This is a genomic window from Enterobacter cloacae complex sp. P24RS, from assembly GCF_014982165.1.
GTDB lineage: Bacteria > Pseudomonadota > Gammaproteobacteria > Enterobacterales > Enterobacteriaceae > Enterobacter > Enterobacter quasihormaechei.
On record NZ_JADCKU010000016.1, the window covers coordinates 31,595 to 57,610 of the forward strand.

Annotated in this window: 27 protein-coding genes; 21 read left to right on the forward strand and 6 right to left on the reverse strand. The window is 54.0% G+C overall.

Annotated elements, in window-relative coordinates:
- Positions 1–21: 21 nt before the first annotated feature.
- Entirely contained in the window at positions 22–948 is a 927-nt protein-coding gene (gene aaeR, locus INF58_RS16520) for an HTH-type transcriptional activator AaeR (protein WP_063451001.1), read from the reverse strand.
- 179 nt (positions 949–1,127) lie between these two features.
- Between aaeR and aaeX the strand changes: the two genes are divergently transcribed.
- The 5 genes from aaeX (at position 1,128) to INF58_RS16545 (ending at position 6,106) form a co-directional block, all read left to right on the forward strand.
- Complete coding sequence (gene aaeX, locus INF58_RS16525; RefSeq protein WP_003860416.1) at positions 1,128–1,331, forward strand: p-hydroxybenzoic acid efflux pump operon protein AaeX; 204 nt, start codon at positions 1,128–1,130, stop codon at positions 1,329–1,331.
- 7 nt (positions 1,332–1,338) lie between these two features.
- Complete coding sequence (gene aaeA / locus INF58_RS16530; protein WP_063451239.1) at positions 1,339–2,271, forward strand: p-hydroxybenzoic acid efflux pump subunit AaeA; 933 nt, start codon at positions 1,339–1,341, stop codon at positions 2,269–2,271.
- Positions 2,272–2,276: 5 nt separating this feature from the next.
- Entirely contained in the window at positions 2,277–4,244 is a 1,968-nt protein-coding gene (aaeB, locus tag INF58_RS16535; RefSeq protein ID WP_193528125.1) for a p-hydroxybenzoic acid efflux pump subunit AaeB, read from the forward strand.
- 86 nt (positions 4,245–4,330) lie between these two features.
- Positions 4,331–5,785 carry an NAD-dependent succinate-semialdehyde dehydrogenase gene (locus INF58_RS16540; RefSeq protein ID WP_193528126.1) on the forward strand — a complete coding sequence of 485 codons (1,455 nt, stop codon included), beginning with the start codon at positions 4,331–4,333 and terminating at the stop codon, positions 5,783–5,785.
- A 45-nt stretch (positions 5,786–5,830) separates the two neighbouring features.
- Positions 5,831–6,106 carry a barstar family protein gene (locus INF58_RS16545; protein WP_063451004.1) on the forward strand — a complete coding sequence of 92 codons (276 nt, stop codon included), beginning with the start codon at positions 5,831–5,833 and terminating at the stop codon, positions 6,104–6,106.
- Between the two features lie 56 nt (positions 6,107–6,162).
- Here INF58_RS16545 and yhcN read toward each other — a convergent pair whose 3' ends face one another.
- Entirely contained in the window at positions 6,163–6,426 is a 264-nt protein-coding gene (gene yhcN / locus INF58_RS16550) for a peroxide/acid stress response protein YhcN (RefSeq protein ID WP_063451005.1), read from the reverse strand.
- Between the two features lie 378 nt (positions 6,427–6,804).
- Positions 6,805–7,275, reverse strand: coding sequence for a transcriptional regulator ArgR (gene argR / locus INF58_RS16555; RefSeq protein WP_003860428.1), 471 nt, complete (start codon positions 7,273–7,275; stop codon positions 6,805–6,807).
- Between the two features lie 397 nt (positions 7,276–7,672).
- On the opposite strand from argR, the gene mdh reads away from it, so the two are divergent.
- On the forward strand, positions 7,673–8,611 hold the full coding sequence (mdh, locus tag INF58_RS16560; RefSeq protein ID WP_006812159.1) for a malate dehydrogenase: 939 nt from the start codon (positions 7,673–7,675) through the stop codon (positions 8,609–8,611).
- 87 nt (positions 8,612–8,698) lie between these two features.
- Here mdh and degS read toward each other — a convergent pair whose 3' ends face one another.
- The 3 genes from degS to zapG all read right to left on the reverse strand — a co-directional run bounded on the left by degS (position 8,699) and on the right by zapG (position 11,795).
- Entirely contained in the window at positions 8,699–9,766 is a 1,068-nt protein-coding gene (gene degS, locus INF58_RS16565) for an outer membrane-stress sensor serine endopeptidase DegS (RefSeq protein ID WP_003860430.1), read from the reverse strand.
- Between the two features lie 92 nt (positions 9,767–9,858).
- A complete protein-coding gene (gene degQ, locus INF58_RS16570) occupies positions 9,859–11,226 on the reverse strand; it encodes a serine endoprotease DegQ (protein WP_107534001.1) in 1,368 nt (455 codons plus the stop codon).
- A gap of 170 nt (positions 11,227–11,396) precedes the next feature.
- Positions 11,397–11,795, reverse strand: a complete 399-nt coding sequence (gene zapG, locus INF58_RS16575) for a Z-ring associated protein ZapG (RefSeq protein ID WP_003860432.1) — start codon at positions 11,793–11,795, stop codon at positions 11,397–11,399.
- A 189-nt stretch (positions 11,796–11,984) separates the two neighbouring features.
- Here zapG and zapE point away from each other — a divergent pair, with 189 nt between their 5' ends.
- From zapE to INF58_RS16650, 15 genes are all read left to right on the forward strand, one after another.
- Positions 11,985–13,109: a cell division protein ZapE gene (gene zapE / locus INF58_RS16580; protein WP_193528127.1), complete on the forward strand. Its 1,125-nt coding sequence runs from the start codon at positions 11,985–11,987 to the stop codon at positions 13,107–13,109.
- A 299-nt stretch (positions 13,110–13,408) separates the two neighbouring features.
- Positions 13,409–13,837 (forward strand): 50S ribosomal protein L13, encoded by a 429-nt coding sequence (gene rplM / locus INF58_RS16585; RefSeq protein WP_006178824.1) that lies wholly within the window; start codon positions 13,409–13,411, stop codon positions 13,835–13,837.
- A 15-nt stretch (positions 13,838–13,852) separates the two neighbouring features.
- Complete coding sequence (gene rpsI / locus INF58_RS16590) at positions 13,853–14,245, forward strand: 30S ribosomal protein S9 (protein ID WP_003860436.1); 393 nt, start codon at positions 13,853–13,855, stop codon at positions 14,243–14,245.
- A gap of 307 nt (positions 14,246–14,552) precedes the next feature.
- On the forward strand, positions 14,553–15,191 hold the full coding sequence (gene sspA / locus INF58_RS16595) for a stringent starvation protein SspA (RefSeq protein WP_014071978.1): 639 nt from the start codon (positions 14,553–14,555) through the stop codon (positions 15,189–15,191).
- A 5-nt stretch (positions 15,192–15,196) separates the two neighbouring features.
- A complete protein-coding gene (sspB, locus tag INF58_RS16600; RefSeq protein WP_193528128.1) occupies positions 15,197–15,697 on the forward strand; it encodes a ClpXP protease specificity-enhancing factor in 501 nt (166 codons plus the stop codon).
- Between the two features lie 425 nt (positions 15,698–16,122).
- Positions 16,123–16,683, forward strand: a complete 561-nt coding sequence (locus INF58_RS16605) for a fimbrial protein (protein ID WP_063867544.1) — start codon at positions 16,123–16,125, stop codon at positions 16,681–16,683.
- Positions 16,684–16,760: 77 nt separating this feature from the next.
- Positions 16,761–19,400 carry an outer membrane usher protein gene (locus INF58_RS16610; protein ID WP_193528129.1) on the forward strand — a complete coding sequence of 880 codons (2,640 nt, stop codon included), beginning with the start codon at positions 16,761–16,763 and terminating at the stop codon, positions 19,398–19,400.
- Between the two features lie 53 nt (positions 19,401–19,453).
- Positions 19,454–20,149 carry a fimbria/pilus periplasmic chaperone gene (locus tag INF58_RS16615; protein WP_226842347.1) on the forward strand — a complete coding sequence of 232 codons (696 nt, stop codon included), beginning with the start codon at positions 19,454–19,456 and terminating at the stop codon, positions 20,147–20,149.
- Positions 20,150–20,167: 18 nt separating this feature from the next.
- Positions 20,168–20,665 (forward strand): fimbrial protein, encoded by a 498-nt coding sequence (locus INF58_RS16620; RefSeq protein ID WP_193032990.1) that lies wholly within the window; start codon positions 20,168–20,170, stop codon positions 20,663–20,665.
- Positions 20,662–21,144 carry a fimbrial protein gene (locus INF58_RS16625; RefSeq protein ID WP_370551724.1) on the forward strand — a complete coding sequence of 161 codons (483 nt, stop codon included), beginning with the start codon at positions 20,662–20,664 and terminating at the stop codon, positions 21,142–21,144. Before INF58_RS16620 ends, INF58_RS16625 begins: the two co-directional genes overlap by 4 nt.
- On the forward strand, positions 21,141–21,668 hold the full coding sequence (locus INF58_RS16630) for a fimbrial protein (protein ID WP_193528130.1): 528 nt from the start codon (positions 21,141–21,143) through the stop codon (positions 21,666–21,668). The genes INF58_RS16625 and INF58_RS16630 overlap by 4 nt, the downstream gene beginning before the upstream one ends.
- A 1-nt stretch (position 21,669) precedes the next feature.
- Entirely contained in the window at positions 21,670–22,527 is an 858-nt protein-coding gene (locus INF58_RS16635) for a StfH/YfcO family fimbrial adhesin (protein ID WP_193528131.1), read from the forward strand.
- Positions 22,528–22,613: 86 nt separating this feature from the next.
- Entirely contained in the window at positions 22,614–23,396 is a 783-nt protein-coding gene (gene nanR / locus INF58_RS16640) for a transcriptional regulator NanR (RefSeq protein ID WP_193528132.1), read from the forward strand.
- A 122-nt stretch (positions 23,397–23,518) separates the two neighbouring features.
- On the forward strand, positions 23,519–24,412 hold the full coding sequence (gene nanA, locus INF58_RS16645; protein WP_193528133.1) for an N-acetylneuraminate lyase: 894 nt from the start codon (positions 23,519–23,521) through the stop codon (positions 24,410–24,412).
- A 63-nt stretch (positions 24,413–24,475) separates the two neighbouring features.
- The gene (locus tag INF58_RS16650) at positions 24,476–25,966 is read left to right on the forward strand and encodes an MFS transporter (protein WP_193528134.1); all 1,491 of its coding nucleotides are present in this window, start codon (positions 24,476–24,478) and stop codon (positions 25,964–25,966) included.
- The last annotated feature ends 50 nt before the right edge of the window (positions 25,967–26,016 follow it).

Below are 26,016 nucleotides of genomic sequence, written 5' to 3' on the forward strand. Positions count from 1 at the left end.
GGCCGGGGTGAGGGGGAAGGCCTACTCTTTCCTTCTTCCCCGCATGCCCTGAAACAGCTCCGCCACTTCCACAAAATAGTCCGTCAGATAGTTAATACAGACCTGCACCTTCAGCGGCAGCTTGTCCTTTTCGGTATACAGCGCGTAAACCGGGCGCGGATCCGACTGGTAGCGCGGGAACAGGATCTCCAGCTCGCCGCTGTTGATCTCGTTGATCACCCACATCAGCGGCACGTAGGCGATACCGGCCCCGGCCACCAGCCAGCGCGAGATGGTCATCGGATCGTTGGTCACGAAGCGGCCTTCAGGCAGCAGCCGGGTGGAAAGCCCTTCCGGCGCGATCAGCTCAAATTCGTTATCCGGGCGCACGCTGTATTCCAGCCACGAGTGGTTGCTCAGGTCGGCGGGTTTTTCCGGCACGCCATACTGTGCCAGGTAGCTCTTTGAGGCGCAGACCACCATCGGCATGCTGCCCAGCCGACGCGAGAACAGGCTCGAGTCCTGCAAGGCGCCAACGCGGATCACCACGTCTAACCCATCGGCAATCAGGTCCGGTGCGGGAATACCCGTCACCAGATTGACGGTTAAGCCAGGATACTCTTTCAGCATTTCCGCCGTCATGGCAGCGAGAACATTTTGTGCCATAGTTGAAGAACACCCGATGCGCAGCGTGCCGATAGGGGTGTTATTAAAGGCATAAAGCTGCTCGTGAACATCCTGCACCTCATGCAGCATTCGACGGCAGCCCTGATAGTAAATTTTACCCGCTTCCGTCAGCCCGATGCTGCGGGTACTGCGGTTGAGCAGCTTCACCTGAAGCTCGTCTTCCAGTTTTGACACCGTCTGGCTAATGGATGAGACGCTCATTTGTAGCTGACGTGCTGCGGCGGTAAAAGAGCCTTGTTCGACAACTTTGGCAAACACCGACATGCGTTTTAGTCGTTCCATTATTCACTCTGGCTTAAAAGTGATTTAGATCACATATGATAGATAACAGCATAACAGTTACGTTAATATACTATTAATTACATAACGGCTGCGCCACTCTCGCCCGGCATTTCTTGCCCTCCTGCGGCGGCGCGAGCTTAACAATCCAGTAGCCTGCACTCTCTATAATCAAGGTCAACATGAGTCTGTTTCCCGTTATCGTGGTGTTCGGTCTGTCGTTCCCACCGATATTTTTCGAGCTTCTTTTATCACTGGCGATCTTCTGGCTGGTGCGCAAGGTGCTGGTCCCTACCGGGATTTATGATTTCGTCTGGCATCCTGCATTGTTTAATACCGCGCTGTATTGCTGCCTGTTCTATTTAATATCGCGCATGTTTGTCTGAGGTTGATGTGAAAACGCTAACAAGAAAAATCTCCCGCACTGCCATTACTATGGCGCTGGTCATCCTGGCGTTCATCGCTATTTTTCGTGCCTGGGTCTATTACACCGAATCGCCGTGGACGCGCGACGCGCGTTTCAGCGCGGAGGTGGTCGCGATAGCGCCCGATGTTGCCGGTCTTATTACGGCGGTCAACGTTCACGATAACCAGCTGGTGAAGAAAGATCAGGTGCTGTTCACCATCGACCAGCCGCGCTATCAAAAAGCGCTGGAAGAAGCAGAAGCCGACGTGGCGTATTACAACGCGCTGGCCTCTGAAAAACGCCGTGAAGCAGGACGCCGTAACAAGCTGGGCATCCAGGCCATGTCCAGGGAAGAGATTGACCAGTCCAATAACGTGCTGCAAACCGTGCTGCACCAGCTGGCAAAAGCTCAGGCGACGCGCGATCTGGCGAAGCTCGATCTGGAACGTACCGTGATCCGCGCCCCGTCCGATGGCTGGGTGACTAACCTTAACGTCTATGCCGGTGAGTTTATCACGCGCGGCTCAACCGCCGTGGCGCTGGTGAAACAAAACTCCTTCTACGTCCTCGCCTATATGGAAGAGACCAAGCTGGAAGGCGTGCGTCCGGGCTATCGCGCTGAAATCACGCCGCTCGGCAGCAACCGTGTCCTGAAAGGGACCGTGGACAGCGTTGCCGCGGGGGTGACCAACTCCAGCAGTACGGTTGATAACAAAGGGATGGCGACCGTCGATTCCAACCTTGAGTGGGTTCGCCTGGCGCAGCGCGTACCGGTGCGCATTCGTCTGGACGAGCAGCAGAGCAACCTCTGGCCCGCAGGCACCACGGCGACGGTGGTGATCACCGGTGAAAAAGACCGTGATGCCAGCCAGGACTCCATCTTCCGTCAAATCGCCCATCGCCTGCGCGAGTTTGGTTGATCGCTATGGGCATTTTTTCCATCGCCAGCCAGCACATCCGCTTCGCCGTGAAGCTGGCATGCGCCATTGTGCTGGCGCTGTTTGTTGGCTTCCATTTCCAGCTTGAAACGCCGCGCTGGGCCGTTCTGACCGCCGCGATTGTTGCCGCCGGTCCCGCCTTCGCGGCGGGTGGCGAACCCTATTCCGGGGCCATCCGCTATCGCGGGATGCTGCGTATTATCGGGACCTTTATCGGCTGTATCGCCGCCCTGACCATTATCATCCTGATGATCCGCACGCCGCTGCTGATGCTGATCGTGTGCTGTATCTGGGCGGGTTTTTGTACCTGGGTCTCCTCCCTTGTGAAGGTTGAGAACTCGTACGCCTGGGGCCTGGCGGGATATACCGCGCTGATTATTATCATCACCATCCAGACCGAACCGCTGCTCGCCCCGCAGTTCGCCGTGGAACGTTGCAGCGAGATTGTGATTGGTATCGTCTGTGCGATTGTCGCCGATCTGCTTTTCTCTCCGCGTTCTATTAAGCAGGAAGTGGATCGTGAGCTGGACGCGCTGATCGTTGCCCAGTATCAGCTCATGCAGCTGTGCATTAAGCACGGTGACAGCGAAGAGGTCGACAAGGCCTGGAGCGGGCTGGTGCGCCGCACGCAGGCGCTAGAAGGGATGCGCAGTAACCTCAACATGGAGTCTTCCCGCTGGGAGCGCGCCAATCGGCGCCTGAAAGCGATCAATACCGTCTCGTTAACGCTGATCACCCAGGCGTGTGAAACCTACCTGATTCAGAACACTCGCCCCGAAGCGGTAACGGATACCTTCCGCGAACTGTTTGATGAGCCTGTGGAGACGGTGCAGGATGTGCATCGACAGCTTAAACGTATGCGCCGCGTGATTGCCTGGACGGGAGAGCGTGACACGCCAGTCACCATTTATACCTGGGTTGGCGCCGCAACGCGCTACCTGCTTCTGAAACGCGGCGTGATTGGCAACACCAAAATCAGTGCGGCGGAAGAAGAGGTGTTACAGGGCGAAGTGGTCATTAAACCGGAATCCGCCGAGCGTCATCATGCGATGGTCAACTTCTGGCGTACCACGCTGGCCTGTATACTCGGCACGCTGTTCTGGCTGTGGACCGGCTGGACGTCCGGTAGCGGCGCGATGGTGATGATTGCCGTCGTGACCGCGCTGGCTATGCGTCTGCCCAACCCGCGCATGGTCGCTATCGATTTTCTGTACGGTACCATTGCGGCGTTACCGATTGGCGCGCTCTATTTCCTGGTGATTATCCCCTCGACACAGCAAAGCATGCTTTTGCTCTGCATCAGCCTGGCGGTAATGGCGTTCTTTATCGGGATAGAGGTACAAAAACGCCGACTGGGATCGTTAGGTGCGCTGGCGAGTACGATTAACATCATTGTGCTGGATAACCCGATGACCTTCCATTTTAGCCAGTTCCTGGACAGCGCATTAGGCCAGCTGGTGGGCTGTTTCCTGGCGATGATGGTCATCCTGCTGGTGCGGGATAACTCCCGGGCGCGGACAGGGCGTGTGCTGCTGAATCAGTTTGTGTCGGCCGCCGTTTCGTCCCTGACCACCAATACCGCACGACGCAAGGAGAACCACCTGCCGGCTCTTTACCAGCAGCTGTTCCTGTTGCTGAACAAGTTCCCGGGCGATGTCGCCCGTTTCCGCCTGGCATTGACCATGATTATCGCGCACCAGCGTCTGCGGAACGCGCCGGTGCCGATTAACGACGATTTGTCCGCCTTCCACCGCCAGCTACGGCGCACGGCGGACCACGTGATATCGGCATCCAGCGATGACAAACGTCGCCGCTACTTTAAGCAACTGCTGGAAGAGCTGGATATCTACCAGGAAAAACTGCGGATCTGGGAAGCGCCGCCGCAGGTTACCGAGCCGGTTGAGCGGCTGGTATTTATGCTGCACCGCTACCAGAACGCGCTGACGGACAGCTAACGAAGAGAAAACCGACGCCAAAAGCGTCGGTTTTTTTGTGGCTATACTTAATCCTGTAGGTTCAAACATTCAGGAAGGGAGGACACATGACAACCCAGGCTCTTCAGGACAGTACGCTTTTTCAGACCGGGTATCTGGTTAACGGTATCTGGAAAACACTCGACACCACGTTTGATGTGCTAAACCCGGCCACGGGCGAGGTCATTGCAAAAGTAGCGAAAGCAGGCAAAGCCGAAACCGAAGAGGCTATTGCGGCCGCGACGAAAGCCTTTCCCGCATGGCGCGCAAAAACGGCAAAAGAGCGTTCTGCGATCCTCTATCGCTGGTATGAACTGATTATTGAGAATAAAAGCTGGCTCGGAAGGCTGATGACCACCGAGCAGGGCAAGCCGCTGCAAGAAGCTGAGGGCGAAGTAGAGTATGCCGCCAGCTTCATTCAGTGGTTTGCCGAGCAGGCCAAGCGTGCCAACGGCGAAATTATCCCTCCGGTTAAACCCGGCTCCCGTATCCTGGCCACCCGGGAGCCTGTCGGGGTGGTTGCCGCTATCACGCCATGGAACTTCCCGATGGCCATGCTCACCCGTAAGCTCGGCCCGGCGCTGGCAGCTGGGTGTACCGGCGTGATCAAACCTGCAAACAACACGCCGCTGAGCGCCTTTGCGCTGCTGACGCTGGCGAAGCAGGCCGGCGTGCCGGATGGTGTGCTGAATGCGGTCGCGGGGAGCACCTCTGAAATTAGCGACGCCATTATGGCCAGCCATGACGTGCGCAAAATCTCGTTTACCGGTTCAACCGCCGTCGGGAAAACGCTGGTCCGCAATTCCGCAGACACCATGAAAAAGGTGTCGATGGAGCTGGGCGGCAATGCGCCGTATATCGTTTTTGAGGACGCGGACATTGAGGCCGCCGTTAAAGGCGCCATCGCCAATAAGTTCCGTAACGCCGGGCAGGTCTGCGTCAGCGTAAACCGTTTCTATATTCAGGAGACGGTCTACGACAAGTTTGTTAATCAGCTTGCTGATGCGGTGAAGGCGCTGGAGGTGGGTAATGGCCTGGACGAAGGCGTCGTTGTCGGCCCGCTGATTGAGCCTTCGGCTGTCGATAAAGTCCGTGAGCACGTCGAAGATGCGGTAGCGAAGGGCGCCACGGTGCTGGCCGGCGGTAAACCGCATGAGCTTGGCGGTAACTTCTGGTTGCCCACCGTCCTCGGTGACTGCCATGAAGGCATGAAGCTGGCGGAAGAGGAGACCTTCGGACCCGTTGCCGCCTGCTTCCGCTTCACGTCGGAAGACGAAGTTGTGATGCGTGCGAACAATACGCCTTACGGGCTGGCAGCCTACTTCTATACCCAGAATCTGTCGCGCGTGTTCCGCGTCTCACAAGCCATTGAGAGCGGCATGATCGGGATTAATGAATGTGCGGTATCGACCGAACTGGGCCCGTTTGGGGGGGTAAAAGAGTCCGGGCTGGGACGCGAGGGGTCCGTGCTGGGGCTGGAGGAGTTTCTGGAAGTTAAAACCCTGCATATCGGGGGATTATAATAGACAGGGCGGCATCTGCCGCCCGCCTGTACCGGGTGGCTGGCAATGAAAATTTATACCTTTGATTTTGACGAAATTGATAGTCAGGAAGACTTCTACCGCGAGTTTATTCGGGCGTTCGACCTGGAGCGGGACAGCGTAAGCAACCTTGATATGCTGTGGGATGTGGTGACCGGCGACAGGCTGCCGTTACCGCTGGAAATCGAGTTTACCCATCTGCCTGAAAAGCTGCGCAGACGCTTTGGCGCACTGATTTTACTGTTTGATGAAGCGGAGGAGGAGCTGGAAGGGCAACTGCGTTTCAATGTGCGTCAGTCATAAAAAAGCCCCTGACCGGGAGGTCAGGGGCAAGTCGTATGATGAGATACGACGAGGGTTTATTTGTACAGTTCAGCCGTAGCGTGCCAGTGGTCACCGCTGCGTGCTTCAATTACGCGATAGGATGATGCACCCTGTTCTTCCGCTTTTTTGTTCAGCATGTCGTGCATGTCCATCGGAGATGCGCCGATGGCACCAACAGAAACCGTCCCGATAGCCTGACGGGATTGTGCCTGTTCGGCATTAATGGCGTCGGCCGCAAACGCACCGAATGACAGGACAGAGAGTACGCTCAGGGCAGCAACAGTGTTTTTAATTTTCATGATCGGTTACCTCGTCAATTATTCTACTGGGGTCTTTGTTCTGTGACCCTCATCACAAAATCAAGTATACACTAATCACGCAAAAAATTAATACCAGACTAATGGTTTCCCTTGTTATTACGTATTAAAAAAATCGATTTTTATAACGTGAGTGCATAAAAAAGGACCTGGTAAGGCGATTTTTGTCCATTTTTGTATTTAAAATCAGTATGATGGGTGAATTTGATTTTTAGTGCGGTTTTGCAGCAGATTATCCACTGGGTGAATGTTAACAGGCGGTAAAAAGCACTATTTGCAAAAGCAGCAGGCAGTGGAAAGCAGGGTAAAACGAGGCAACAGCAGAATGATCCCCGTAGCCGTGCGCTACGGGGCAGGTAATTACAGCTCCTGTTCGAACAGGACCAGAATCGCTTCGTAGAGGTCTTTCACCGAGAAACCATTTGCCGGGGTGGTAAAGATGGTGTCATCACCGGCGATAGTGCCGAGGATCCCCTCAGCTTTACCCAGCGAATCCAGCAGGCGAGCAATCAGCTGTGCGGCACCTGGGCTGGTATGGATCACAACCACGGCATCGTTATAGTCGATGTCCAGAACCAGGTTCTTCAGCGGGCTGGAGGTTGTCGGGACGCCAAGTTCAGCAGGCAGGCAATAAACCATTTCCATTTTGGCGTTGCGCGTACGCACCGCACCAAACTTGGTTAACATGCGGGAGACCTTCGACTGGTTGATGTTATCGAAGCCTTGTTCCTGCAACGCCTGAACAATTTCTCCCTGAGAACTGAATTTCTCTTCTTTGAGTAGCGCTTTAAACGCCTTTACTAATTCTTCTTGCTTAGACGAGCTTCGCATAAGTCACCCGGAATATGACGAAAGAAACAACATTATTATGCATGTGGATGAATTTTTATGCAAATTATCTACCTGGCGCCAGGCTGAAATAATGTTATGAAAGGGAGTGATTTTATCAGATTTCGTTATCGGAAAACATGCCTGGGTCACGCCGCGCAAATAAGCTTAAAAGTAAATTAAATGTTATCAAAATGATGTTGTTTTGGTGGCGTGGCAGGGTGTATTGTAACCCCCTCTTAATACGTTGTTGCCCACAGCCTGATAGCATTCAGGTGAAGGCGAAAGACGTGCGACCTCAAATTCTTTAGCGATGAAAATTGTAATTAATGACGTGCTGAATTATGGTCGCCGCAACGGATTTACAGATACTTAAGTTAACCATAATAAGGAGTTTAGGATGAAAGTCGCAGTCCTCGGCGCTGCTGGTGGTATCGGCCAGGCGCTTGCCCTACTACTGAAAACCCAACTGCCTTCAGGCTCAGAACTCTCCCTGTACGATATTGCTCCGGTAACCCCAGGCGTGGCGGTTGACCTGAGCCACATCCCGACAGCTGTGAAAATCAAAGGCTTCTCCGGTGAAGATGCGCGTCCTGCGTTGCAGGGTGCCGACGTGGTGCTGATCTCCGCAGGTGTTGCACGTAAACCGGGTATGGACCGTTCAGACCTGTTCAACGTCAACGCGGGCATCGTGAAAAACCTGGTTCAGCAGATCGCTGAAACCTGCCCGAAAGCGTGCATCGGTATCATCACTAACCCGGTGAACACCACCGTTGCTATCGCAGCAGAAGTGCTGAAGAAAGCGGGCGTATACGACAAGAACAAACTGTTCGGCGTGACGACGCTGGATATCATCCGCTCCAATACCTTCGTGGCTGAGCTGAAAGGCAAGCAGCCAACGGAAGTGGAAGTGCCGGTTATCGGCGGTCACTCTGGCGTGACCATCCTGCCTCTGCTGTCGCAGATCCCGGGCGTGAGCTTCACCGAACAGGAAGTGGCTGACCTGACTAAACGTATTCAGAACGCGGGCACCGAAGTGGTGGAAGCGAAGGCGGGTGGCGGGTCTGCAACCCTGTCTATGGGCCAGGCGGCGGCACGTTTCGGCCTGTCTCTGGTGCGCGCGTTGCAGGGCGAAAAAGACGTTGTTGAATGCGCCTATGTTGAAGGCGACGGTGAACACGCGCGTTTCTTCTCTCAGCCGCTGCTGTTGGGTAAAAACGGTGTTGAAGAGCGTAAGTCTATCGGCACGCTGAGCGCGTTTGAGCAAAACGCGATGGAAGGCATGCTGGATACGCTGAAGAAAGATATCACGCTGGGCGAAGAGTTCGTTAACAAGTAAAACGTCCTCTCCCATAGCAGGCCGGGTAAGCGTAAGCGCCACCCGGCAAAAAAAACCGAAGCACAGGCTTCGGTTTTTTTATGGCCGTCAGTTAGTGGCCGGATATTCCTGAATGGTGACCTGAATCGTCAGCTTCTTATCATTGCGCATGACTTCAACAGGAATAATGGAGCCCGGTCGAATCTCGGCCACCTGGTCCATGGTTTCAAGCGCAGAGACCGCCGGCGTGCCGTTGACGGAAAGGATAACGTCGTTCACCTGGATGCCCGCATTGGCCGCCGGGCCGCCAGGCGCCACTTCGTTGACCACAATCCCCTGGATCTGATCGATACCCCCACCCTGCGTATGCATCGGCGCGATTTCACGACCGCCTATACCAATGTAGCCGCGGATCACGCGGCCATCGCGGATCAGCTTGTCCATGATTTTGGTCGCCAGCTGGAACGGAATGGCAAAGCCAATTCCTTCCGGTGTTTCGCCGTCGTTGCTCTTGTCGAAGGAGAGGGTGTTAATGCCCATCAGTTCGCCCAGGGAGTTCACCAGCGCGCCGCCGGAGTTACCGTGGTTGATCGAGGCATCGGTTTGCAGGAAGTTCTGTCGTCCTGACGGGTTCAGGCCAATTCGACCGGTCGCGCTGATGATCCCCTGCGTGATGGTCTGGCCCAGGTTGTACGGGTTACCGATCGCCAGCACCACATCGCCGATGTGCGGCGTTCGTTTGCGGTTTATCGGGATAGTCGGCAGACCGCCCGTGGCGTTGATCTTCAGGACCGCCAGATCGGTCAGGCTGTCCGACCCCACCAGCAGGGCTTCAAACACGCGGCCATCCTGCAAGGCGACGATAATCTGGTCGGCATCGTTAATGACGTGTTTATTGGTGATGATATAACCCCGGTCATCCATGATCACGCCGGAACCGAGCGTGCGGATCTCCAGCTGGTTATGCGCGGAGCTGTTAAGCCCGCGGTTATAAACGTTAACCACGGCGGGGGCGGCACGGCGTACCGCCTGATTGTACGTCGCAGGCGTTTCATCCGTGCTGTCGAACTGGGGAGCCGACAGTTTGTTGAACTGGCGTAAAGATGGCATAGCCACCAGCAGCAGACCGGCAACGATCAAACCAATGACAATTGAACGAAAGAGCTTTAAAAGCATGATGCGTGTGTCGTTAAAAAAGGAACGGTTTGCAGCATAACATGAGTTATCCGGACATCACACGCAGCGGCGATGCCCGGAGTCGCAAATGGTTAACGCAGTAAAATGTACAGAGTGTCGTTGCCACGGATAATTTGCAGGGCAATGACCGCCGGTTTACTCTCCAGCACCTTGCGCATTTCCGCAATAGACTGCACGCGAGTGCGGTTCACGCCAATAATCACGTCGTCCTGATGTAAACCTGCCTGTGCGGCCGGGCTACTCTTCTCAACGTTAGTGACAGAAATGCCTTTCGTGCCGTTTTTAAGCTGACCGTCGCTCAGCGTAGCGCCCTGGAGCGCTGGGGAGATCTGTTCTGCGCTGGCGGAAGAGGAGGTGCTCTTGTCCAGCGTCACTTCCACGGTCAGCGGTTTGCCCTCGCGGATCAGACCCAGCTTCACTTTAGCGCCAGGCTCCGTGGTGGCAATACGTGAACGTAATTCAGCGAAGCTGCTCAGCGGTTTATCGTTCAGGCTGACAATAACGTCGCCGGATTTCACGCCCGCCTTTGCAGAGCCTGAGTTTGGCAGTACTTCGCTGACAAACGCCCCGCGCTGGACGTTGAGCTTAAAGGCTTTGGCGATATCGGCGCTCATCTCCATGCCTTTGATGCCCAGCAGCCCGCGCTTAACCTCGCCAAACTGAATCAGCTGTTGAGACAGGGTTTTGGCCATGTTACTCGGAATGGCAAAACCAATCCCGATGCTGCCGCCGCCTGGCGCGAGTATCGCGGTGTTGATGCCGATCAGCTCACCGTTCAGGTTAAGCAGCGCACCGCCGGAGTTGCCCCGGTTGATGGAGGCGTCGGTCTGGATAAAGTTTTCCAGTCCTTCGAGATTCAGGCCGCTGCGCCCCAGGGCGGAGACAATCCCGGAGGTGGCGGTCTGGCCTAAGCCGAACGGGTTACCGACCGCGACGGCAAAATCACCGACGCGCAGCTTATCGGAATCGGCGATGGCGATCTGGGTCAGGTTGCTGGGGTTTTGCACCTGAAGCAGGGCAATATCACTTTGATCGTCACCGCCGATCAGTTTGGCGTCGAACTCCCGGCCATCGTTCAGCTGAACGCTGATTTTATCGGCCTGGCTGATCACGTGGTTATTGGTCAGGATATAGCCCTTAGCCGCGTCGATAATCACGCCCGAACCCAGGCCTTCAAACGGCTGAGCCTGCTGATCCGGCGCCTCTTCGCCAAAATATTTCTTCAGCTCTTCGGGGATGCGCTGGCTTTGTCGTGCGGTCCCTTCCACCTGCACACTGACCACCGCCGGCAGGACTTTTTCAAGCATCGGCGCGAGGCTGGGAATGGCTTCTTGTCCGGGCACCTGCGAAGGCAGAGCCGCACTGGCAGGGAAGGAGGCCGAGAGAGATAACCCGACACTTAACGCTAAGGCGCTCAACAGCTGGTTTTTTTTCTTCATCGATGCTGACTCTCGTATCCTGGAATGAAAAAGAACGGCCCCAAAAACATCTTGATGTTATTGAATTTTCAACCGCTGAACAATGAGGTGATTGAGTAAATAATAGCTGGGGACGGGAAGAAAGGACGGGCGCATGAGGTGCGCCCGTAAAATTTATTCAGGTTTTGCGATTAATCGCGTTTTACACCACCGCGCAGCAGGCCGGACGCGCCGTCTGAATAGTCGCGTGGCATCTGAACCGGTGCCTGATCGTTACCGGCTTCAGAGTCCGCCAGACGATTGCGGAAGGGGTTGGTCTCTGCGGTCATTTCCGGCAGCAGGCTGCTGGAGCTTTTCGCCATGTGCTGATAGAGCTGGCGATAATCTGTCGCCATGTTGTCCAGCAGCTCGGCGCTACGGGCAAAGTGGCTGACCAGCTCTTCACGATATTCTTCCAGCTCGGCTTTGTTCTTTTCCAGTTCGTATTGCAGTGACTGCTGCTGACGCAATTTGCGGTTACCGAAACGCATGGCCACAGCACCGATGATGATGCCGACGACTAAACCGATTAGCGCATATTCCCAGGTCATGAACTTCTCCCGTTGTCTTGTTGTTCCGTAGGGTGTTGGCTCGGCTCCTGCCTGTGCCTGATTATGCCACTATAACCGCTATTTCCGCAGAAGTGGAATCCTGACGTATCATCGCGTAGTGTAGAACGGCCTTTTTTTCATCAGCCGCGCGCGCTGGTGAGGTTTAACTAAAGGAATAACAACAACATCATGCAAAACCTGTCCCCTTCATCGCGTTACCAACTGGCCCTGAGTGAGGGCACCCACCAGCCGGATGATGTCCAGCGTGAAGCGGTTAACCGCCTGAACACGATTTATCAGGAACTTCTGGCGAAACCCGCCGATACGGCGCAGAGCAGCGGGCTGAAGGCGGCATTCGGCCGTTTGCTGGGTAAAAAAGAGCCGCCGGTAAACGCACCGGTTCGCGGCTTATATATGTGGGGCGGCGTTGGACGGGGTAAAACCTGGCTGATGGATATGTTTTACCAGAGCCTGCCCGGCACACGTAAGCAGCGTCTGCACTTTCACCGTTTCATGCTGCGGGTTCATGAAGAGCTGACGGCGCTCCAGGGCGAAACCGACCCGCTGGAGATCGTGGCCGATCGCTTCAAGGCGGAAACGGACGTGCTCTGCTTCGACGAGTTCTTTGTTTCTGATATTACGGACGCCATGCTGCTGGGGGGGCTGATGAAAGCGCTGTTTGCGCGTGGGATCACCCTGGTGGCAACCTCAAATATCCCGCCGGATGAGCTTTATCGCAATGGTCTCCAGCGGGCGCGTTTCCTGCCGGCCATTGATGCTATCAAACAGCATTGCGACATCATGAACGTCGATGCCGGTGTTGATTATCGTCTGCGTACGCTGACGCAGGCGCACCTGTGGCTTTCGCCGCTGAACGTCGACACCTCCCGCGAGATGGATAAACTGTGGCTGGCGCTGGCGGGTGCGCCGCGAGATAACGCCCCAGCGCTGGAGATTAACCATCGTCCGTTGCCGACGCTGGGCGTTGAGAACCAGACGCTGGCCGTCTCGTTTGCAACGCTCTGCGTGGATGCCCGCAGCCAGCATGACTACATTGCGCTGTCGCGTTTGTTCCATACCGTTATGTTGTGGGATGTGCCCGTCATGACCCCGCTCATGGAGAGCGAAGCGCGCCGCTTCATTGCGCTGGTAGATGAGTTTTACGAGCGCCACGTTAAGCTGGTGGTCAGCGCCGAAGTACCTTTATATGAGATTTATCAGGGCGAGCGCCTGAAGTTTGAGTTCCAGCGCTGCCTGTCGCGCCTGCAAGAGATGCAGAGCGAAGAGTACCTCAAGCGTGAGCATATGCCATAAATGCTACCCTCTCCTTGAGACGGGAACCATGTAGGCCGGGTTAGGCGTAGCCGCCACCCGGCATTTTCCACCGTCTCGAAAAACCCATTCCAAATCACATTTAAGGGTCGATCTTTGACCTCAACTTCTCTATAATCTTGCGACCCCACGTTACGAGAAGGTTTTTTTCCCGAAACTTTCTATGTGTCGGCATGTGCTATTCGAAGGGGTAGGTTTGCCGGACTTTGTCGTGTGAACCTCAACTGACTAAACGTTTGGGTGTTCACCAACGTGTAACTTATTATTTGGGTAAGCTTTTAATGAAAACTTTTACAGCTAAACCAGAAACCGTACAGCGCGACTGGTATGTTGTTGACGCGACCGGTAAAACTCTGGGCCGTCTGGCTACTGAACTGGCTCGTCGCCTGCGCGGTAAGCATAAAGCGGAATACACTCCGCACGTTGATACCGGTGATTACATCATCGTTCTGAACGCTGACAAAGTTGCTGTTACCGGCAACAAGCGTACTGACAAAGTGTACTACCACCACACCGGCCACATCGGTGGTATCAAAGAAGCGACCTTTGAAGAGATGATTGCCCGCCGTCCTGAGCGTGTGATTGAAATCGCGGTTAAAGGCATGCTGCCAAAAGGCCCGCTGGGTCGTGCTATGTTCCGTAAACTGAAAGTTTACGCAGGCAACGAGCACAACCACGCGGCACAGCAACCGCAAGTTCTTGACATCTAATCGGGATTATAGGCAATGGCTGAAAATCAATACTACGGCACTGGTCGCCGCAAAAGTTCCGCAGCTCGCGTTTTCATTAAACCGGGCAGTGGTAAAATCGTAATTAACCAGCGTTCTCTGGAACAGTACTTCGGTCGCGAAACTGCCCGCATGGTAGTTCGTCAGCCGCTGGAACTGGTTGATATGGTAGAAAAACTGGATCTGTACATCACCGTTAAAGGTGGTGGTATCTCCGGTCAGGCAGGTGCGATCCGTCACGGTATCACCCGCGCTCTGATGGAGTACGACGAATCCCTGCGTTCTGAACTGCGTAAAGCTGGCTTCGTTACTCGTGACGCTCGTCAGGTTGAACGTAAGAAAGTGGGTCTGCGTAAAGCACGTCGTCGTCCACAGTTCTCCAAACGTTAATCCATTCTGCTTACGCAGAACGATTGGCGAAAAACCCGCTTCGGCGGGTTTTTTTATGGATAATGCGCAGGTTATCCACAGTAACATTTCATATATCTTCTCTTTTTCCACATTTCCGGCATCCCCTCACCACAAAGCCATCAAAATCTGGTAAACTATCATCCAATTTTCTGCCCAAATATCGGTGAATACTCGATTTTTGTTCGATTCTTGAACAATGTGTCTTCTCTGGGATGGGCGATACTTCATCTGGCTGGCCCCGTTGGGCCGGTAGCAGTAAAAATTCTGAATATACCTGGAGGTTTTCATGGCTGTCGCTGCCAACAAACGTTCGGTAATGACGCTGTTTTCTGGTCCTACTGACATTTATAGCCATCAGGTTCGTATCGTGCTGGCCGAGAAGGGTGTCAGTTTTGAGATCGAGCATGTGGAAAAGGATAACCCGCCTCAGGATCTGATCGATCTCAACCCGAGCCAAAGCGTACCGACGCTGGTGGATCGCGAGCTGACCCTGTGGGAATCCCGTATCATTATGGAATACCTGGATGAGCGTTTCCCGCATCCGCCACTGATGCCTGTTTATCCTGTTGCGCGTGGTGAAAGCCGCCTGTACATGCAGCGTATCGAGAAAGACTGGTACACGCTGATGAACGTTATCGTCAACGGTTCCTCTTCAGAAGCGGATGCTGCGCGTAAACAGCTGCGTGAAGAGCTGCTGGCGATTGCGCCGGTATTTGGTCAAAAACCGTTCTTCCTGAGCGACGAGTTCAGCCTGGTAGATTGCTACCTGGCGCCGTTGCTGTGGCGTCTGCCAACCCTGGGCGTGGAGTTCAGCGGCCCGGGCGCGAAAGAGCTGAAAGGTTACATGACGCGCGTCTTTGAGCGCGACTCTTTCCTGGCATCCTTAACTGAACCGGAGCGCGAAATGCGTCTCGGCCGAGGCTAATGACTGTGGAAATGTCACAACTTACCCCACGCCGTCCGTATCTGCTGCGCGCCTTCTATGAATGGCTGCTGGATAACCAGCTCACGCCGCACCTGGTTGTGGATGTGACGTTGCCGGGCGTGCAGGTTCCAATGGAATACGCACGTGACGGACAGATTGTACTAAATATTGCGCCACGTGCAGTGGGTAACCTGGAGCTGGCAAACGACGAAGTGCGCTTTAATGCGCGTTTCGGCGGCGTCCCGCGTCAGGTTTCCGTTCCGCTGGCTGCGGTTCTGGCTATCTATGCCCGTGAAAACGGTGCAGGCACCATGTTCGAGCCGGAAGCGGCTTATGATGAAGAGGTTGCCAGCCTGAATGACGATGACGCATCCGATGAACGCGAAAGCGACCCGGTCATGTCGGTGATTGATGGCGACAAGCCCGATCGTCAGGACGACGACGAAGGTCCGGATGATGAACCGCCACCGCGCGGTTGTCGACCGGCGCTACGCGTTGTAAAGTAAACGAGAGCCCCTTACTTCGGTAAGGGGCTTTTTTTTTACTAACCCCTTCATTTCCCATTCTTATTTATTTTATTCAGATCATGAATGCGTAGCAGCAAAGTCATTAATTTATTCTGAAAAAAGAAATTAGTTAAATTAAATATACACATTCATAAAACAGGGTATATTGGCGTCAAATAATATCATTTAGAGCATAAATTACGTTTTAAAATTGGACGACATCGGACAGGAGCGTCAATGATGTCTGGGCTAAATAAAGCCCATCAAGGATGAGCAGAAGGTTAACAGGTTATAATCCTATCGCTTTAAATTCTTCTTATTCCTTCGTTGTATTATTTTTTAAACCAGTACGCGGGATATTTCCCTAAAATACCCTTTCACTAAAGTAGTGATTTTTATAACCGTTATATTTTTAAGGATTGAAAATGAAAAAATTCGCTAAATCAGCTCTGTTAAGCATGCTTGTATTAGGCGGTTCTGCTATGGCAGCCCACGCTGAAGGCAATGATGGTACCGTTACATTTGTTGGCAAAATTGTGACTTCCCCATGCTCAATTAAAATTGGCGACGAAAACCAGACCATTAGCCTCGGTGAAAACCTGGGTACCGGTTCACTGAAAGCAGGCCTTATTCAGGCTGTAGATTTCGATATTCAGCTGGTCAACTGCGTGTTTGACGATCAGACCAGCATGAACATTGTATTTAATGCGAGCGGTGATGAATCTACGGCGAATCCGGGCTACCTGGCGCTGATGGGTGCGAAGGGCGAGATGAAAGGCTCTCATATCGTTCTGGCGAACTCTAAGGGTACCGAAATCCGTCTGGGCACCGCTGCAACGCAGGCGCTGGCTGTAGATGCCGAAGGCAAAGGTCTGGCCGATCAGAAATTCGCGTTCAAAGCGTGGGTACAGGGCGAAACCGCTGCTGAAACTATCGACACAGGTGAGTTCTCCTCTCTGACCAGTTTCCAGATCAGCTACCTGTAATTCTCTGTTTTGCCCCGCGCAGGCGGGGCAATTTAGACATCTTTGCGCGGGCCATATCGGCATTCAAGGTATTAATCATGAAGTGCGGCAATTTCTATCAACTAAAGCATCTGGCCATATTGATTGGCCTTATTATGGGATCATCTCTTAATGATTCTTTTGCAGAAGATGCAGTTGAATTTAATACTCAGTTTCTGGATGTCCAGGGAAGTGAAAACTACGACTTAAGCCATTTTTCCCGCAAAGGCTATGTGCTGCCGGGGAAATATAATTTACAGGTCATTGTGAATAAAGGCCGGCTGCCTGAAAATTACGATATCAACTGGTATCCAAAAGAAGATGAGCCTGATGACAGCTTTGCATGTCTTTCACCTGATCTGGTCGCGCATCTGGGTATTAAGCCCGAGCTCACAGAGAATTTTATCTGGATAAAAGAGGGCGCGTGTCTAAAACCAGATCAGCTGAAAGATATGCACGTGAACGCGGACATGTCCGAATCAGCGCTGCGTATTGCTATTCCACAAGCCTATCTCGAATATTCGGATGAAAACTGGGATCCGCCCGCGCGTTGGGATGAAGGTATTCCGGGTATTCTCTTTGATTATAATATTAATGCCAGCCATGAGCATGATGAAAATGAAGGCGGCAACGAACAGGATGTCAGCGGCAATGGGACCCTGGGGGCAAACTTAGGCCCGTGGCGTCTACGCGCCGACTGGCAGGCTGATTACCAGCATCAGGACGGCGAAACGACCCGTAACTGGGAGTGGAGTCGTTATTATGCCTATCGCGCTTTGCCTGCCTGGGGCGCCCAGCTTCTGATGGGAGAAACGTCGCTCTCGTCAGATATTTTCGACACCTTTAACTACGCAGGGTTAAGCGTCAATTCAGACGATCAAATGCTGCCCCCAAACTTGCGGGGCTACGCGCCTGACATCGCGGGCGTCGCGCGCACCAATGCCAAAGTTGTGGTTACGCAGCAGGGAAGAGTGCTGTATGAGAAGCAGGTTCCGGCGGGCCCGTTCCGAATTCAGGATATTAACCAGTCCGTCTCTGGCGATTTGCACGTGCGCATTGAAGAGCAGGATGGAAAAGTACAGGAATACGATGTCAGCACCACGTCGGTGCCTTTCCTGACGCGCGCCAATCAGGTGCGCTTCAAAACCACCGTAGGCCGTCCACAGGACTGGAACCACAATATGGCCGGCAACATTTTTGCGGCCAGCGAAGCGTCCTGGGGCGTAGACGATGGCTGGTCCCTGTACGGCGGCGGAATAGGTGAGCAGGATTATCAGGCGATGGCGGTAGGCATCGGGCGCGACATGGCCGCGCTTGGGGCACTCTCGTTTGACGTCACGCGTTCGCGCGCGCTCATCACGGAAGATCAAGACGACGATACGCTCCAGGGTAACTCATATCGCATAAGTTATTCCAAAGATTACGACGAGCTGCACAGCCGCATCTCCTTTGCCGGCTATCGCTTTTCTGAAGAAAACTTCATGACGATGAACGATTACCTGGATGCGCAGGACGGTGAACATTTCCGCTCTGGAAAAGATAAGCAGATGTTTACCGTTAACTATAACCAGAACTTAATTGATATTGGCATAAACGTTTTCGTGAACTGGACGCGTCGTTCCTACTGGGACCGTTCGGACGAGAATAACTATAACATTATGTTCTCTAAATATTTTGATATTGGTGACTTTAGAAATATCAGCCTGTCCCTGAACGGCTACCGCAGTGAATATGATGACGAGACTGACGATGGATTTTATCTTTCCGTCAATATTCCGTGGGGAGAAGGCGGCTCGTTTAACTATAACGGCTCTTACAGCCAGGACGATCACTCTAATCGTGTGGGCTATAGCCAGCGCGTGGATGACAATAATAATTACCAGCTTAGCGTCGGTGATTCACAAAGCCAGAAATCGGCCGACGGTTATTATCGCCACAGCGGTGATATCGCGGATTTGGATCTCAATGCCAGCTATCTGGAGAATAATTATTCCTCGGTGGGGATATCCCTGGAAGGCGGAGCCACGCTGACGGGCCACGGCGGCGCGCTGCACCGCGTTTCCATCCCGGGCGGCTCGAGGTTAATGATTGACGCAAGCGGTCAGGAAGGCGTACCGGTGGGCGGCTATAATGCGCCCGTTTATACCAACGCGTTTGGCATGGCCGTCCTGTCGGACATTAACGACTACTACCGTAATGACATAAAAATCGATATTGAAAACTTGCCGGAGAATGCGGAAGCCACGCGCTCAACCGCCCAGATTACGCTGACTGAAGGGGCGATTGGTTACCGTCAGTTCGACATTATTCGTGGAGAAAAAGCGGTCGCGATCCTGCGGTTGAGTAACGGTAAAAATCCACCGTTTGGTGCAGAAGTCTTTAACGAAAGGCATCAGCAGGTAGGGTTAGTTGACGACAATGGCAGCGTCTATCTTGCGGGCGTCAACCCGGGCGAAGAGATGCAGGTGACGTGGAATGGCGACCAGCAATGTTCTATTTCGTTACCGGCTCCTTTGCCGAAAGATCTCTTTAATAACCTGTTACTGCCGTGCCGCAGCGAGCGGGAATTAACGACGCCGGCCGCGCCTTCGGTCATGCCGGCAATACAGCAACAAACTAAACGCGTTATCCCTGCTTCGGAACAAGACGATTTTTCCGCCAAGCCGGATCCGTCAATTCAATCAGGAGAAAACACATGAAAAAAATTGCTTCACTCCCAGCCTATATTGTATTGGGCTGTACGTTGCTTCCCATGATGGCAGCCCATGCCGCCATTGTGCCGGACAGAACGCGTATTATTTTTAATGGCAACGAGAAATCCGTCAGCATTACGCTGCGCAATGATAATCAGGAAAGTCCTTACCTGGCACAGTCATGGGTTGAAGATAGTAAAGGTCAGAAAATTACGTCGCCACTGACTGTATTACCGCCGGTTCAGCGTATTGAGCCTAAAGAAACCGGGCAGGTTAAAATACAGGGAATGCCGGGGCTGGCCTCTTTGCCGCAGGATCGTGAATCGCTGTTCTATTTTAACGTGCGTGAGATCCCGCCGAAAGGTAAGCGACCGAATACGCTGCAAATAGCCTTACAGACGCGCATTAAATTATTTTACCGTCCGGCTTCGCTGCCGAAAATGGATCCACATCATCCGTGGCAATATGCGCTGACGCTGACCCGCAGCGGAGACGATTATCAGGTAAATAACCCGACCAGTTATTACGTGGTGCTGAGTAATGCCAGCAAATCCCACGATACGCCATCCGTGGCGGGCTTCAATCCAATGGTGCTGGCGCCAAAATCCGGGGAATTAATGCACGTGAAAGCCTCTACGCTGGGTCAACAACCCGTGCTGGTCTACGTCGATGATTACGGTGGACGTATGCCGCTCTATTTCCGCTGTTCAGGCACAACCTGTAGCGTAGACCAGGAAAGAAGCAGTAAAAAATAACAGGCAGGAGGCCCCGTTATGTTTCGGAAAATAACCTGTTTACTGGCGATCGCGCTGGCTGGCGTCGCGGGGTCATGCAGGGCAGCTGACACGGAGGTGCTTATGAGCGTCACCGTTGTGGTGAACGTACCTATGCCATGTGAGGTGAGCGGCGGGGCGGTCGAGTTTGGCTCGGTGTACACCACAAAAATTGACGGCACCCGCTACACCCAGCCGCTTGATTACACGATCGACTGTAAAAACCGTCTGAAAGACAACCTGAAGATGCAAATTCAGGGGGAGTCGACGGTGATCAACGGGGAAAAGGTGCTTAAAACCAACGTCGAAGGATTTGGCCTGCGCCTACAGACAAAAGACGAAAAACGACTTATTGAACCGGGTTCCACCGACTGGCTGGAGTTTATCTACGCCAACAGCGGGCCCGAGCTGGAAGTCGTTCCGGTAAAGTCGGCCTCCGTCACCCTGAATGCATCTGAGTTCGATGCCAGAGCAACCCTGATCGTGGATTATCAATGAAAATGCGTTCATTTATCTTGCTGCTGTGCTGCTTAACGGTGGGCTCTGCTGGTGCAGAGGGGGATTTGACCTTTCACGGTTTTCTGGTCAGGCCGCCGGAATGCGTAATCAGCAACGATCAAACCATTGAAGTTAACTTCGTCGATGTACAGATAGAAGAGATCGACGGCACGAAATTCATGCAGAATTTGCCCTACACCATTGATTGTGATTCGCCTGACCGCTATTCGGATCTGACGATGTCGCTGACGCTAACCGGTAACGTGACGGACTTTAATAACGCTGCCGTCGTGACGGATGTTTCAGGGCTGGGCATTGAAATTCTGCACGGTAATACACCCTTTGAATTAGGTTCGACGTTAACCGTCACCGAACAGGCATTACCCGTTCTGAAAGCCGTGCCCGTAAAGAAAACGGGGGCTGTCATGTACGCGGGTAATTTCGAAGGCTGGGCAACATTGCAGGTGGATTATCAATGAAGCGCTATCAGCGAGGAACGCTCTCCCTGCTGCTGTTTCTGGCGACGGCAGGTGTTCAGGCTTCACCAGATAACGTGCATTTCACCGGCAACCTGCTGGGCGGAATTTGCAAGATGGAAATGCAGAACGGGGTGCTGGATACCGTCACCTTTCCTGATATTGCCGCCAGCGACTTAATGCTGCGCGGACACTCAGCCCGTCAGCCCGTCAGGTTAAGGCTTTATGATTGTCCGCCTTCCGTGCAAAAAAATGGCGTGCGGGTGACGTTTCACGGCACAGAAGTCACCGGGATGCGCGGTTTTCTGGCCTTTGATGCCACCTCGATTGCATCCGGCGTGGGCATTGGTCTCGAAACGCTAAACGGCGTGAGCGTTCTGGTTAACGATCCGGTGGGGGCGACCTTTCCGCTCGCCGACGGAAATAACGATCTGATGCTGAACGCCTGGCTTCAGGTCATTCCCGGGCAAGACGTTTTATCCGGAACGTTCACGGCAACATCAACCGTTATTTTTGAATATTTATAATATGAACAGACGATTACTGATTACCCTTGTACTCACTCTCATGAGCCTGTTTTACGCGGGCGGCAGTTACGCAGCTAAAGGTCTTACGGGCAGCCGCGGCCAGATCGTAACCTATTACGGTAAACCGGTTTCCGGCGCGAAAAGCTCTGTGATGGTCAATATGGGCACCACCACAAAAGGGGGCGTGTTCCATGGCGTCTGGGATTTATTTAGCCGCGATCCGAATGGCTACATGACGGTTACTTCCTGGGACGGTAACGCCTCAGGATTTTCGCCAGTGCGTTTGAAGCTTGCCTCTGAGCAAGCGGTTTCTACGGGATGCGCCGGGATGGATAAAACGCGCTGGACCTGCATGAAAGTCTTCATTGATATTGAAGTCACGTGGCAGGACAGTGAAGCCTGTCCCTGGATTTTAATGTTTATTACCCGCTCAACGGATACCTCTACCGGCGACAGCTGGACGTCAACGATGGAGCGTACATCCGGCTGTAACTACGTACCCGCTACCGGTCTGGATATTTCCTGGGATCGCGACGTCATTCAGCATGACAAGCAAATCACGCTGAATTCTACGGGCGGAACCATGGAAACGACGCTGCATACCTATCTTTGGGAAGGGGGAAGCTTTTGTGATAACAGCGCGATGACCGAACGGGGCGCCTACTGTCGCATGATTACCACGGGTGTTTCAATTAGCGAAATAGGCTGTACTGATGAAAAACTCACGACCTCGGTTGTCCGGCATCCCTTAATGGATCAAATTGTGCACGACATCATATTGAGGATAAATCTTGAGCACGTGGGGGGAGGGCAATTTGTCTCCACTTGTAATTACCGTTACATTATTGACCAGCTTTAGCGGCGCACGGCCCCAGAACAGAGAATTTTGACGCATCCTCTCCTGTGCTATGATGCAGTGTTTTCCTTCAATGGCACTGGACTGCAATGAAACCGACCGATCCTAACGCTGAAAACTCAGATGAAACCCTTGGCCGCAGCCTGCGTCGCCGTCCGCTGACGCGCAAAAAGCTGTCGGATATGGTGGAAGAAGAGCTGGAGCAGATGATCCGCCGGAAGGAATTTGCCCAGGGAGAGCAGCTGCCCTCCGAGCGCGAGCTGATGGCGTTCTTCAACGTGGGCCGCCCCTCGGTGCGCGAAGCGCTGGCGGCGCTAAAGCGTAAAGGTCTGGTGCAGATTAACAACGGTGAACGCGCCCGCGTCACCCAGCCGTCTGCCGATACCATCATCAGCGAGCTGTCGGGGATGGCGAAAGATTTTCTGACCCAGCCCGGCGGTATTGCCCATTTTGAGCAGCTCCGTCTGTTCTTTGAATCCAGCCTCGTGCGTTATGCCGCAGAGTACGCCACGGACGATCAGATTGCGCGGCTGACGAAAGCGCTGGAGATCAACAGCCAGTCCCTGGATGACAACGCGCTGTTCATTCGTTCCGACGTCGATTTTCACCGCGTACTGGCGGAGATCCCCGGCAACCCAATCTTCAACGCGATCCACGTTGCGCTGCTCGACTGGCTAATCGCGGCGCGTCCTACAGTGCCGGACGCTGAGCTTTATCAGCATAATGAAGCCAGCTATCGCCAGCATATCGCGATCGTTGACGCGATCCGCCGCCGCGATCCCGATGAAGCCGATCGGGCGCTGCAAACTCACCTCAACAGCGTTTCCGCTACCTGGCACGCCTTCGGCCAGCATTCAAAAGCTAAAAAGTAACGATCCTTTAGTGAAGCAGCTCGCAATATAAGCGTTCTGTATTCCACTGCTGCTTATTTGATCTGGTATAAAAGGTATAAAGGTATATCGTTATAACAAGCACACGAATGATTGAGGTATCTATGGCAACGCAACTACGCGGCGTAATGGCCGCTCTTCTGACTCCGTTTACCCAACAGCAGGCGCTGGATAAGGAGAGCCTGCGCCGTCTGGTGCAGTTCAATATTGCGCAGGGCATCGACGGGCTTTATGTCGGCGGTTCAACGGGAGAAGCCTTTGTCCAAAGCCTTTCTGAACGCGAGCAGGTGATGGAGATCGTGGCGGAGGAGGCGAAAGGAAAAATCACGCTCATTGCCCATGTTGGCTGCGTGAGCACCACGGAAAGCCAGCAGCTGGCCACCGCCGCTGCCCGACTGGGCTTTGACGCGGTGTCTGCCGTCACGCCGTTTTATTACCCCTTCAGCTTTGAAGAACATTGCGATCATTACCGTGCAATCATTGATTCGGCGGATGGTCTGCCGATGGTGGTCTATAACATTCCGGCGTTAAGCGGCGTGAAGCTAAGCCTGGATCAGATCAACACCCTGGTGACGCTGCCCGGCGTCGGCGCGTTGAAACAAACCTCCGGCGATCTGTTCCAGATGGAGCAGATCCGCCGTGAGCATCCGGATCTGGTGCTCTACAACGGCTATGACGAAATCTTTGCCTCCGGCCTGCTGGCCGGCGCGGACGGGGGGATCGGCAGCACCTACAACATTATGGGCTGGCGCTACCGGGCTATCGCCAACGCGGTTCGTGAGGGGGATAACGCCACCGCACAGCGCCTGCAAAGCGAATGCAACAAGGTCATCGACCTGCTGATTAAAGCCGGGGTCTTCCGTGGTCTGAAAACGGTTCTGCACTACATGGACGTGGTGTCCGTGCCGCTGTGTCGCAAACCGTTTGCCCCTGTAGACGAGCAATTCGTGCCGGCGCTGAAGGCGCTGGCAGAGCAGTTAATGGCGGAAAAACGCTAACGCACTGCCGGATGGCGCGTCGCTTATCCGGCAAAACGACAGAGAAAACGTCGGGAGAGTGAAATGAGTAAGTCTACCCAAAGCATCCCGTGGTACCGCCATCTAAGCCGCCCTCAGTGGCGCGCCTTCTCCGCCGCCTGGCTGGGATATCTGCTTGATGGCTTCGATTTTGTCCTGATTGCCTTAGTGCTGACAGAAATTAAAAGTGAATTTGGCCTGACGACCGTGGAAGCGGCGAGCCTCATTTCGGCGGCCTTTATTTCGCGCTGGTTCGGCGGCCTGCTGCTGGGCGCCATGGGCGACCGCTATGGCCGCAAGCTGGCAATGATAACCAGTATCGTACTCTTCTCCTGCGGTACGCTGGCCTGCGGTTTTGCGCCGGGTTACGTCACCCTGTTTATCGCCCGCATGGTGATTGGAATGGGGATGGCGGGGGAATACGGCTCCAGCGCAACCTACGTCATCGAAAGCTGGCCGAAACACCTGCGCAATAAGGCGAGTGGTTTTCTCATTTCTGGCTTCTCCGTCGGTGCCGTGGTTGCGGCCCAGGTCTACAGCCTTGTCGTGCCCGTCTGGGGCTGGCGAGCGCTGTTCTTTATCGGCATCCTGCCCATCGTCTTTGCCCTGTGGCTGCGGAAAAATATTCCGGAGGCTGAAGACTGGAAAGCGAAGCACGAAGGTCAGGCGCCGGTACGCACAATGGTTGATATTCTTTATCGCGGCAAATACCGCCTGATCAATATGGCGATGACGCTGTTTGCCGGCACGGCGCTGTGGTTCTGCTTTGCCGGCGAACTCCACAACGCGGGGCTGATGGTGATTCTCGGCCTGCTGTGCGCCATTGTGTTTATCAGCTTTATGGTGCAAAGCAGCGGTAAACGCTGGCCTACGGGCGTCACGCTGATGGTTGTCGTGCTCTTCGCCTTCCTCTACTCCTGGCCGATTCAGGCGCTGTTACCCACGTATCTGAAAACCGACCTGGCCTATGATCCGTCAACGGTGGCGAAGGTGCTGTTCTTTAGCGGCTTCGGCGCGGCTGTAGGCTGCTGCGTGGGTGGTTTTCTCGGCGACTGGTTGGGCACCCGGAAAGCGTATGTCTGTAGCCTGCTGGCCTCACAGCTGCTGATCGTTCCCGTCTTTGCGATCGGTGGCGCAAATGTCTGGGTGCTGGGCCTGCTGCTCTTTTTCCAGCAGATGCTGGGGCAGGGGATCTCGGGGATCTTACCGAAACTCATCGGCGGTTATTTCGACACCGACCAGCGTGCGGCGGGTCTGGGCTTTACCTATAACGTCGGGGCATTGGGCGGAGCGATCGCCCCGGTGATTGGCGCGCTGCTGTCGCAGAATATGGCGCTGGGCACAGCCCTGGGCTCGCTCTCCTTCGGCCTGACCTTTGTGGTGGTCCTGCTGATTGGGCTGGATATGCCGTCTCGCGTTCAGCGCTGGCTGCGGCCGGAGGCGATTCGAACCCACGACGCCATCGACGGTAAACCTTTCAGCGGAGCCGTCCCGTTTGGCGGCGATAAAAGCGCTTTAGCCAAAAGCAAAAGTTAATCTGCTGGAAAAAACGGCAGGGCGTTAGCTCCGCCGTGAGGATATCTTTA

What these genes read in the sequence shown, in the direction of transcription:
- aaeR (WP_063451001.1), bottom strand. Translation starts at nt 948, where the DNA reads ATGGAACGACTAAAACGCATGTCGGTGTTTGCCAAAGTTGTCGAACAA.
- aaeX (WP_003860416.1), top strand. Translation starts at nt 1,128, where the DNA reads ATGAGTCTGTTTCCCGTTATCGTGGTGTTCGGTCTGTCGTTCCCACCG.
- aaeB (WP_193528125.1), top strand. Translation starts at nt 2,277, where the DNA reads ATGGGCATTTTTTCCATCGCCAGCCAGCACATCCGCTTCGCCGTGAAG.
- INF58_RS16540 (WP_193528126.1), top strand. Translation starts at nt 4,331, where the DNA reads ATGACAACCCAGGCTCTTCAGGACAGTACGCTTTTTCAGACCGGGTAT.
- INF58_RS16545 (WP_063451004.1), top strand. Translation starts at nt 5,831, where the DNA reads ATGAAAATTTATACCTTTGATTTTGACGAAATTGATAGTCAGGAAGAC.
- yhcN (WP_063451005.1), bottom strand. Translation starts at nt 6,426, where the DNA reads ATGAAAATTAAAAACACTGTTGCTGCCCTGAGCGTACTCTCTGTCCTG.
- argR (WP_003860428.1), bottom strand. Translation starts at nt 7,275, where the DNA reads ATGCGAAGCTCGTCTAAGCAAGAAGAATTAGTAAAGGCGTTTAAAGCG.
- mdh (WP_006812159.1), top strand. Translation starts at nt 7,673, where the DNA reads ATGAAAGTCGCAGTCCTCGGCGCTGCTGGTGGTATCGGCCAGGCGCTT.
- degS (WP_003860430.1), bottom strand. Translation starts at nt 9,766, where the DNA reads ATGCTTTTAAAGCTCTTTCGTTCAATTGTCATTGGTTTGATCGTTGCC.
- degQ (WP_107534001.1), bottom strand. Translation starts at nt 11,226, where the DNA reads ATGAAGAAAAAAAACCAGCTGTTGAGCGCCTTAGCGTTAAGTGTCGGG.
- zapG (WP_003860432.1), bottom strand. Translation starts at nt 11,795, where the DNA reads ATGACCTGGGAATATGCGCTAATCGGTTTAGTCGTCGGCATCATCATC.
- zapE (WP_193528127.1), top strand. Translation starts at nt 11,985, where the DNA reads ATGCAAAACCTGTCCCCTTCATCGCGTTACCAACTGGCCCTGAGTGAG.
- rplM (WP_006178824.1), top strand. Translation starts at nt 13,409, where the DNA reads ATGAAAACTTTTACAGCTAAACCAGAAACCGTACAGCGCGACTGGTAT.
- rpsI (WP_003860436.1), top strand. Translation starts at nt 13,853, where the DNA reads ATGGCTGAAAATCAATACTACGGCACTGGTCGCCGCAAAAGTTCCGCA.
- sspA (WP_014071978.1), top strand. Translation starts at nt 14,553, where the DNA reads ATGGCTGTCGCTGCCAACAAACGTTCGGTAATGACGCTGTTTTCTGGT.
- INF58_RS16605 (WP_063867544.1), top strand. Translation starts at nt 16,123, where the DNA reads ATGAAAAAATTCGCTAAATCAGCTCTGTTAAGCATGCTTGTATTAGGC.
- INF58_RS16610 (WP_193528129.1), top strand. Translation starts at nt 16,761, where the DNA reads ATGAAGTGCGGCAATTTCTATCAACTAAAGCATCTGGCCATATTGATT.
- INF58_RS16615 (WP_226842347.1), top strand. Translation starts at nt 19,454, where the DNA reads ATGATGGCAGCCCATGCCGCCATTGTGCCGGACAGAACGCGTATTATT.
- INF58_RS16620 (WP_193032990.1), top strand. Translation starts at nt 20,168, where the DNA reads ATGTTTCGGAAAATAACCTGTTTACTGGCGATCGCGCTGGCTGGCGTC.
- INF58_RS16625 (WP_370551724.1), top strand. Translation starts at nt 20,662, where the DNA reads ATGAAAATGCGTTCATTTATCTTGCTGCTGTGCTGCTTAACGGTGGGC.
- INF58_RS16630 (WP_193528130.1), top strand. Translation starts at nt 21,141, where the DNA reads ATGAAGCGCTATCAGCGAGGAACGCTCTCCCTGCTGCTGTTTCTGGCG.
- INF58_RS16635 (WP_193528131.1), top strand. Translation starts at nt 21,670, where the DNA reads ATGAACAGACGATTACTGATTACCCTTGTACTCACTCTCATGAGCCTG.
- nanR (WP_193528132.1), top strand. Translation starts at nt 22,614, where the DNA reads ATGAAACCGACCGATCCTAACGCTGAAAACTCAGATGAAACCCTTGGC.
- nanA (WP_193528133.1), top strand. Translation starts at nt 23,519, where the DNA reads ATGGCAACGCAACTACGCGGCGTAATGGCCGCTCTTCTGACTCCGTTT.
- INF58_RS16650 (WP_193528134.1), top strand. Translation starts at nt 24,476, where the DNA reads ATGAGTAAGTCTACCCAAAGCATCCCGTGGTACCGCCATCTAAGCCGC.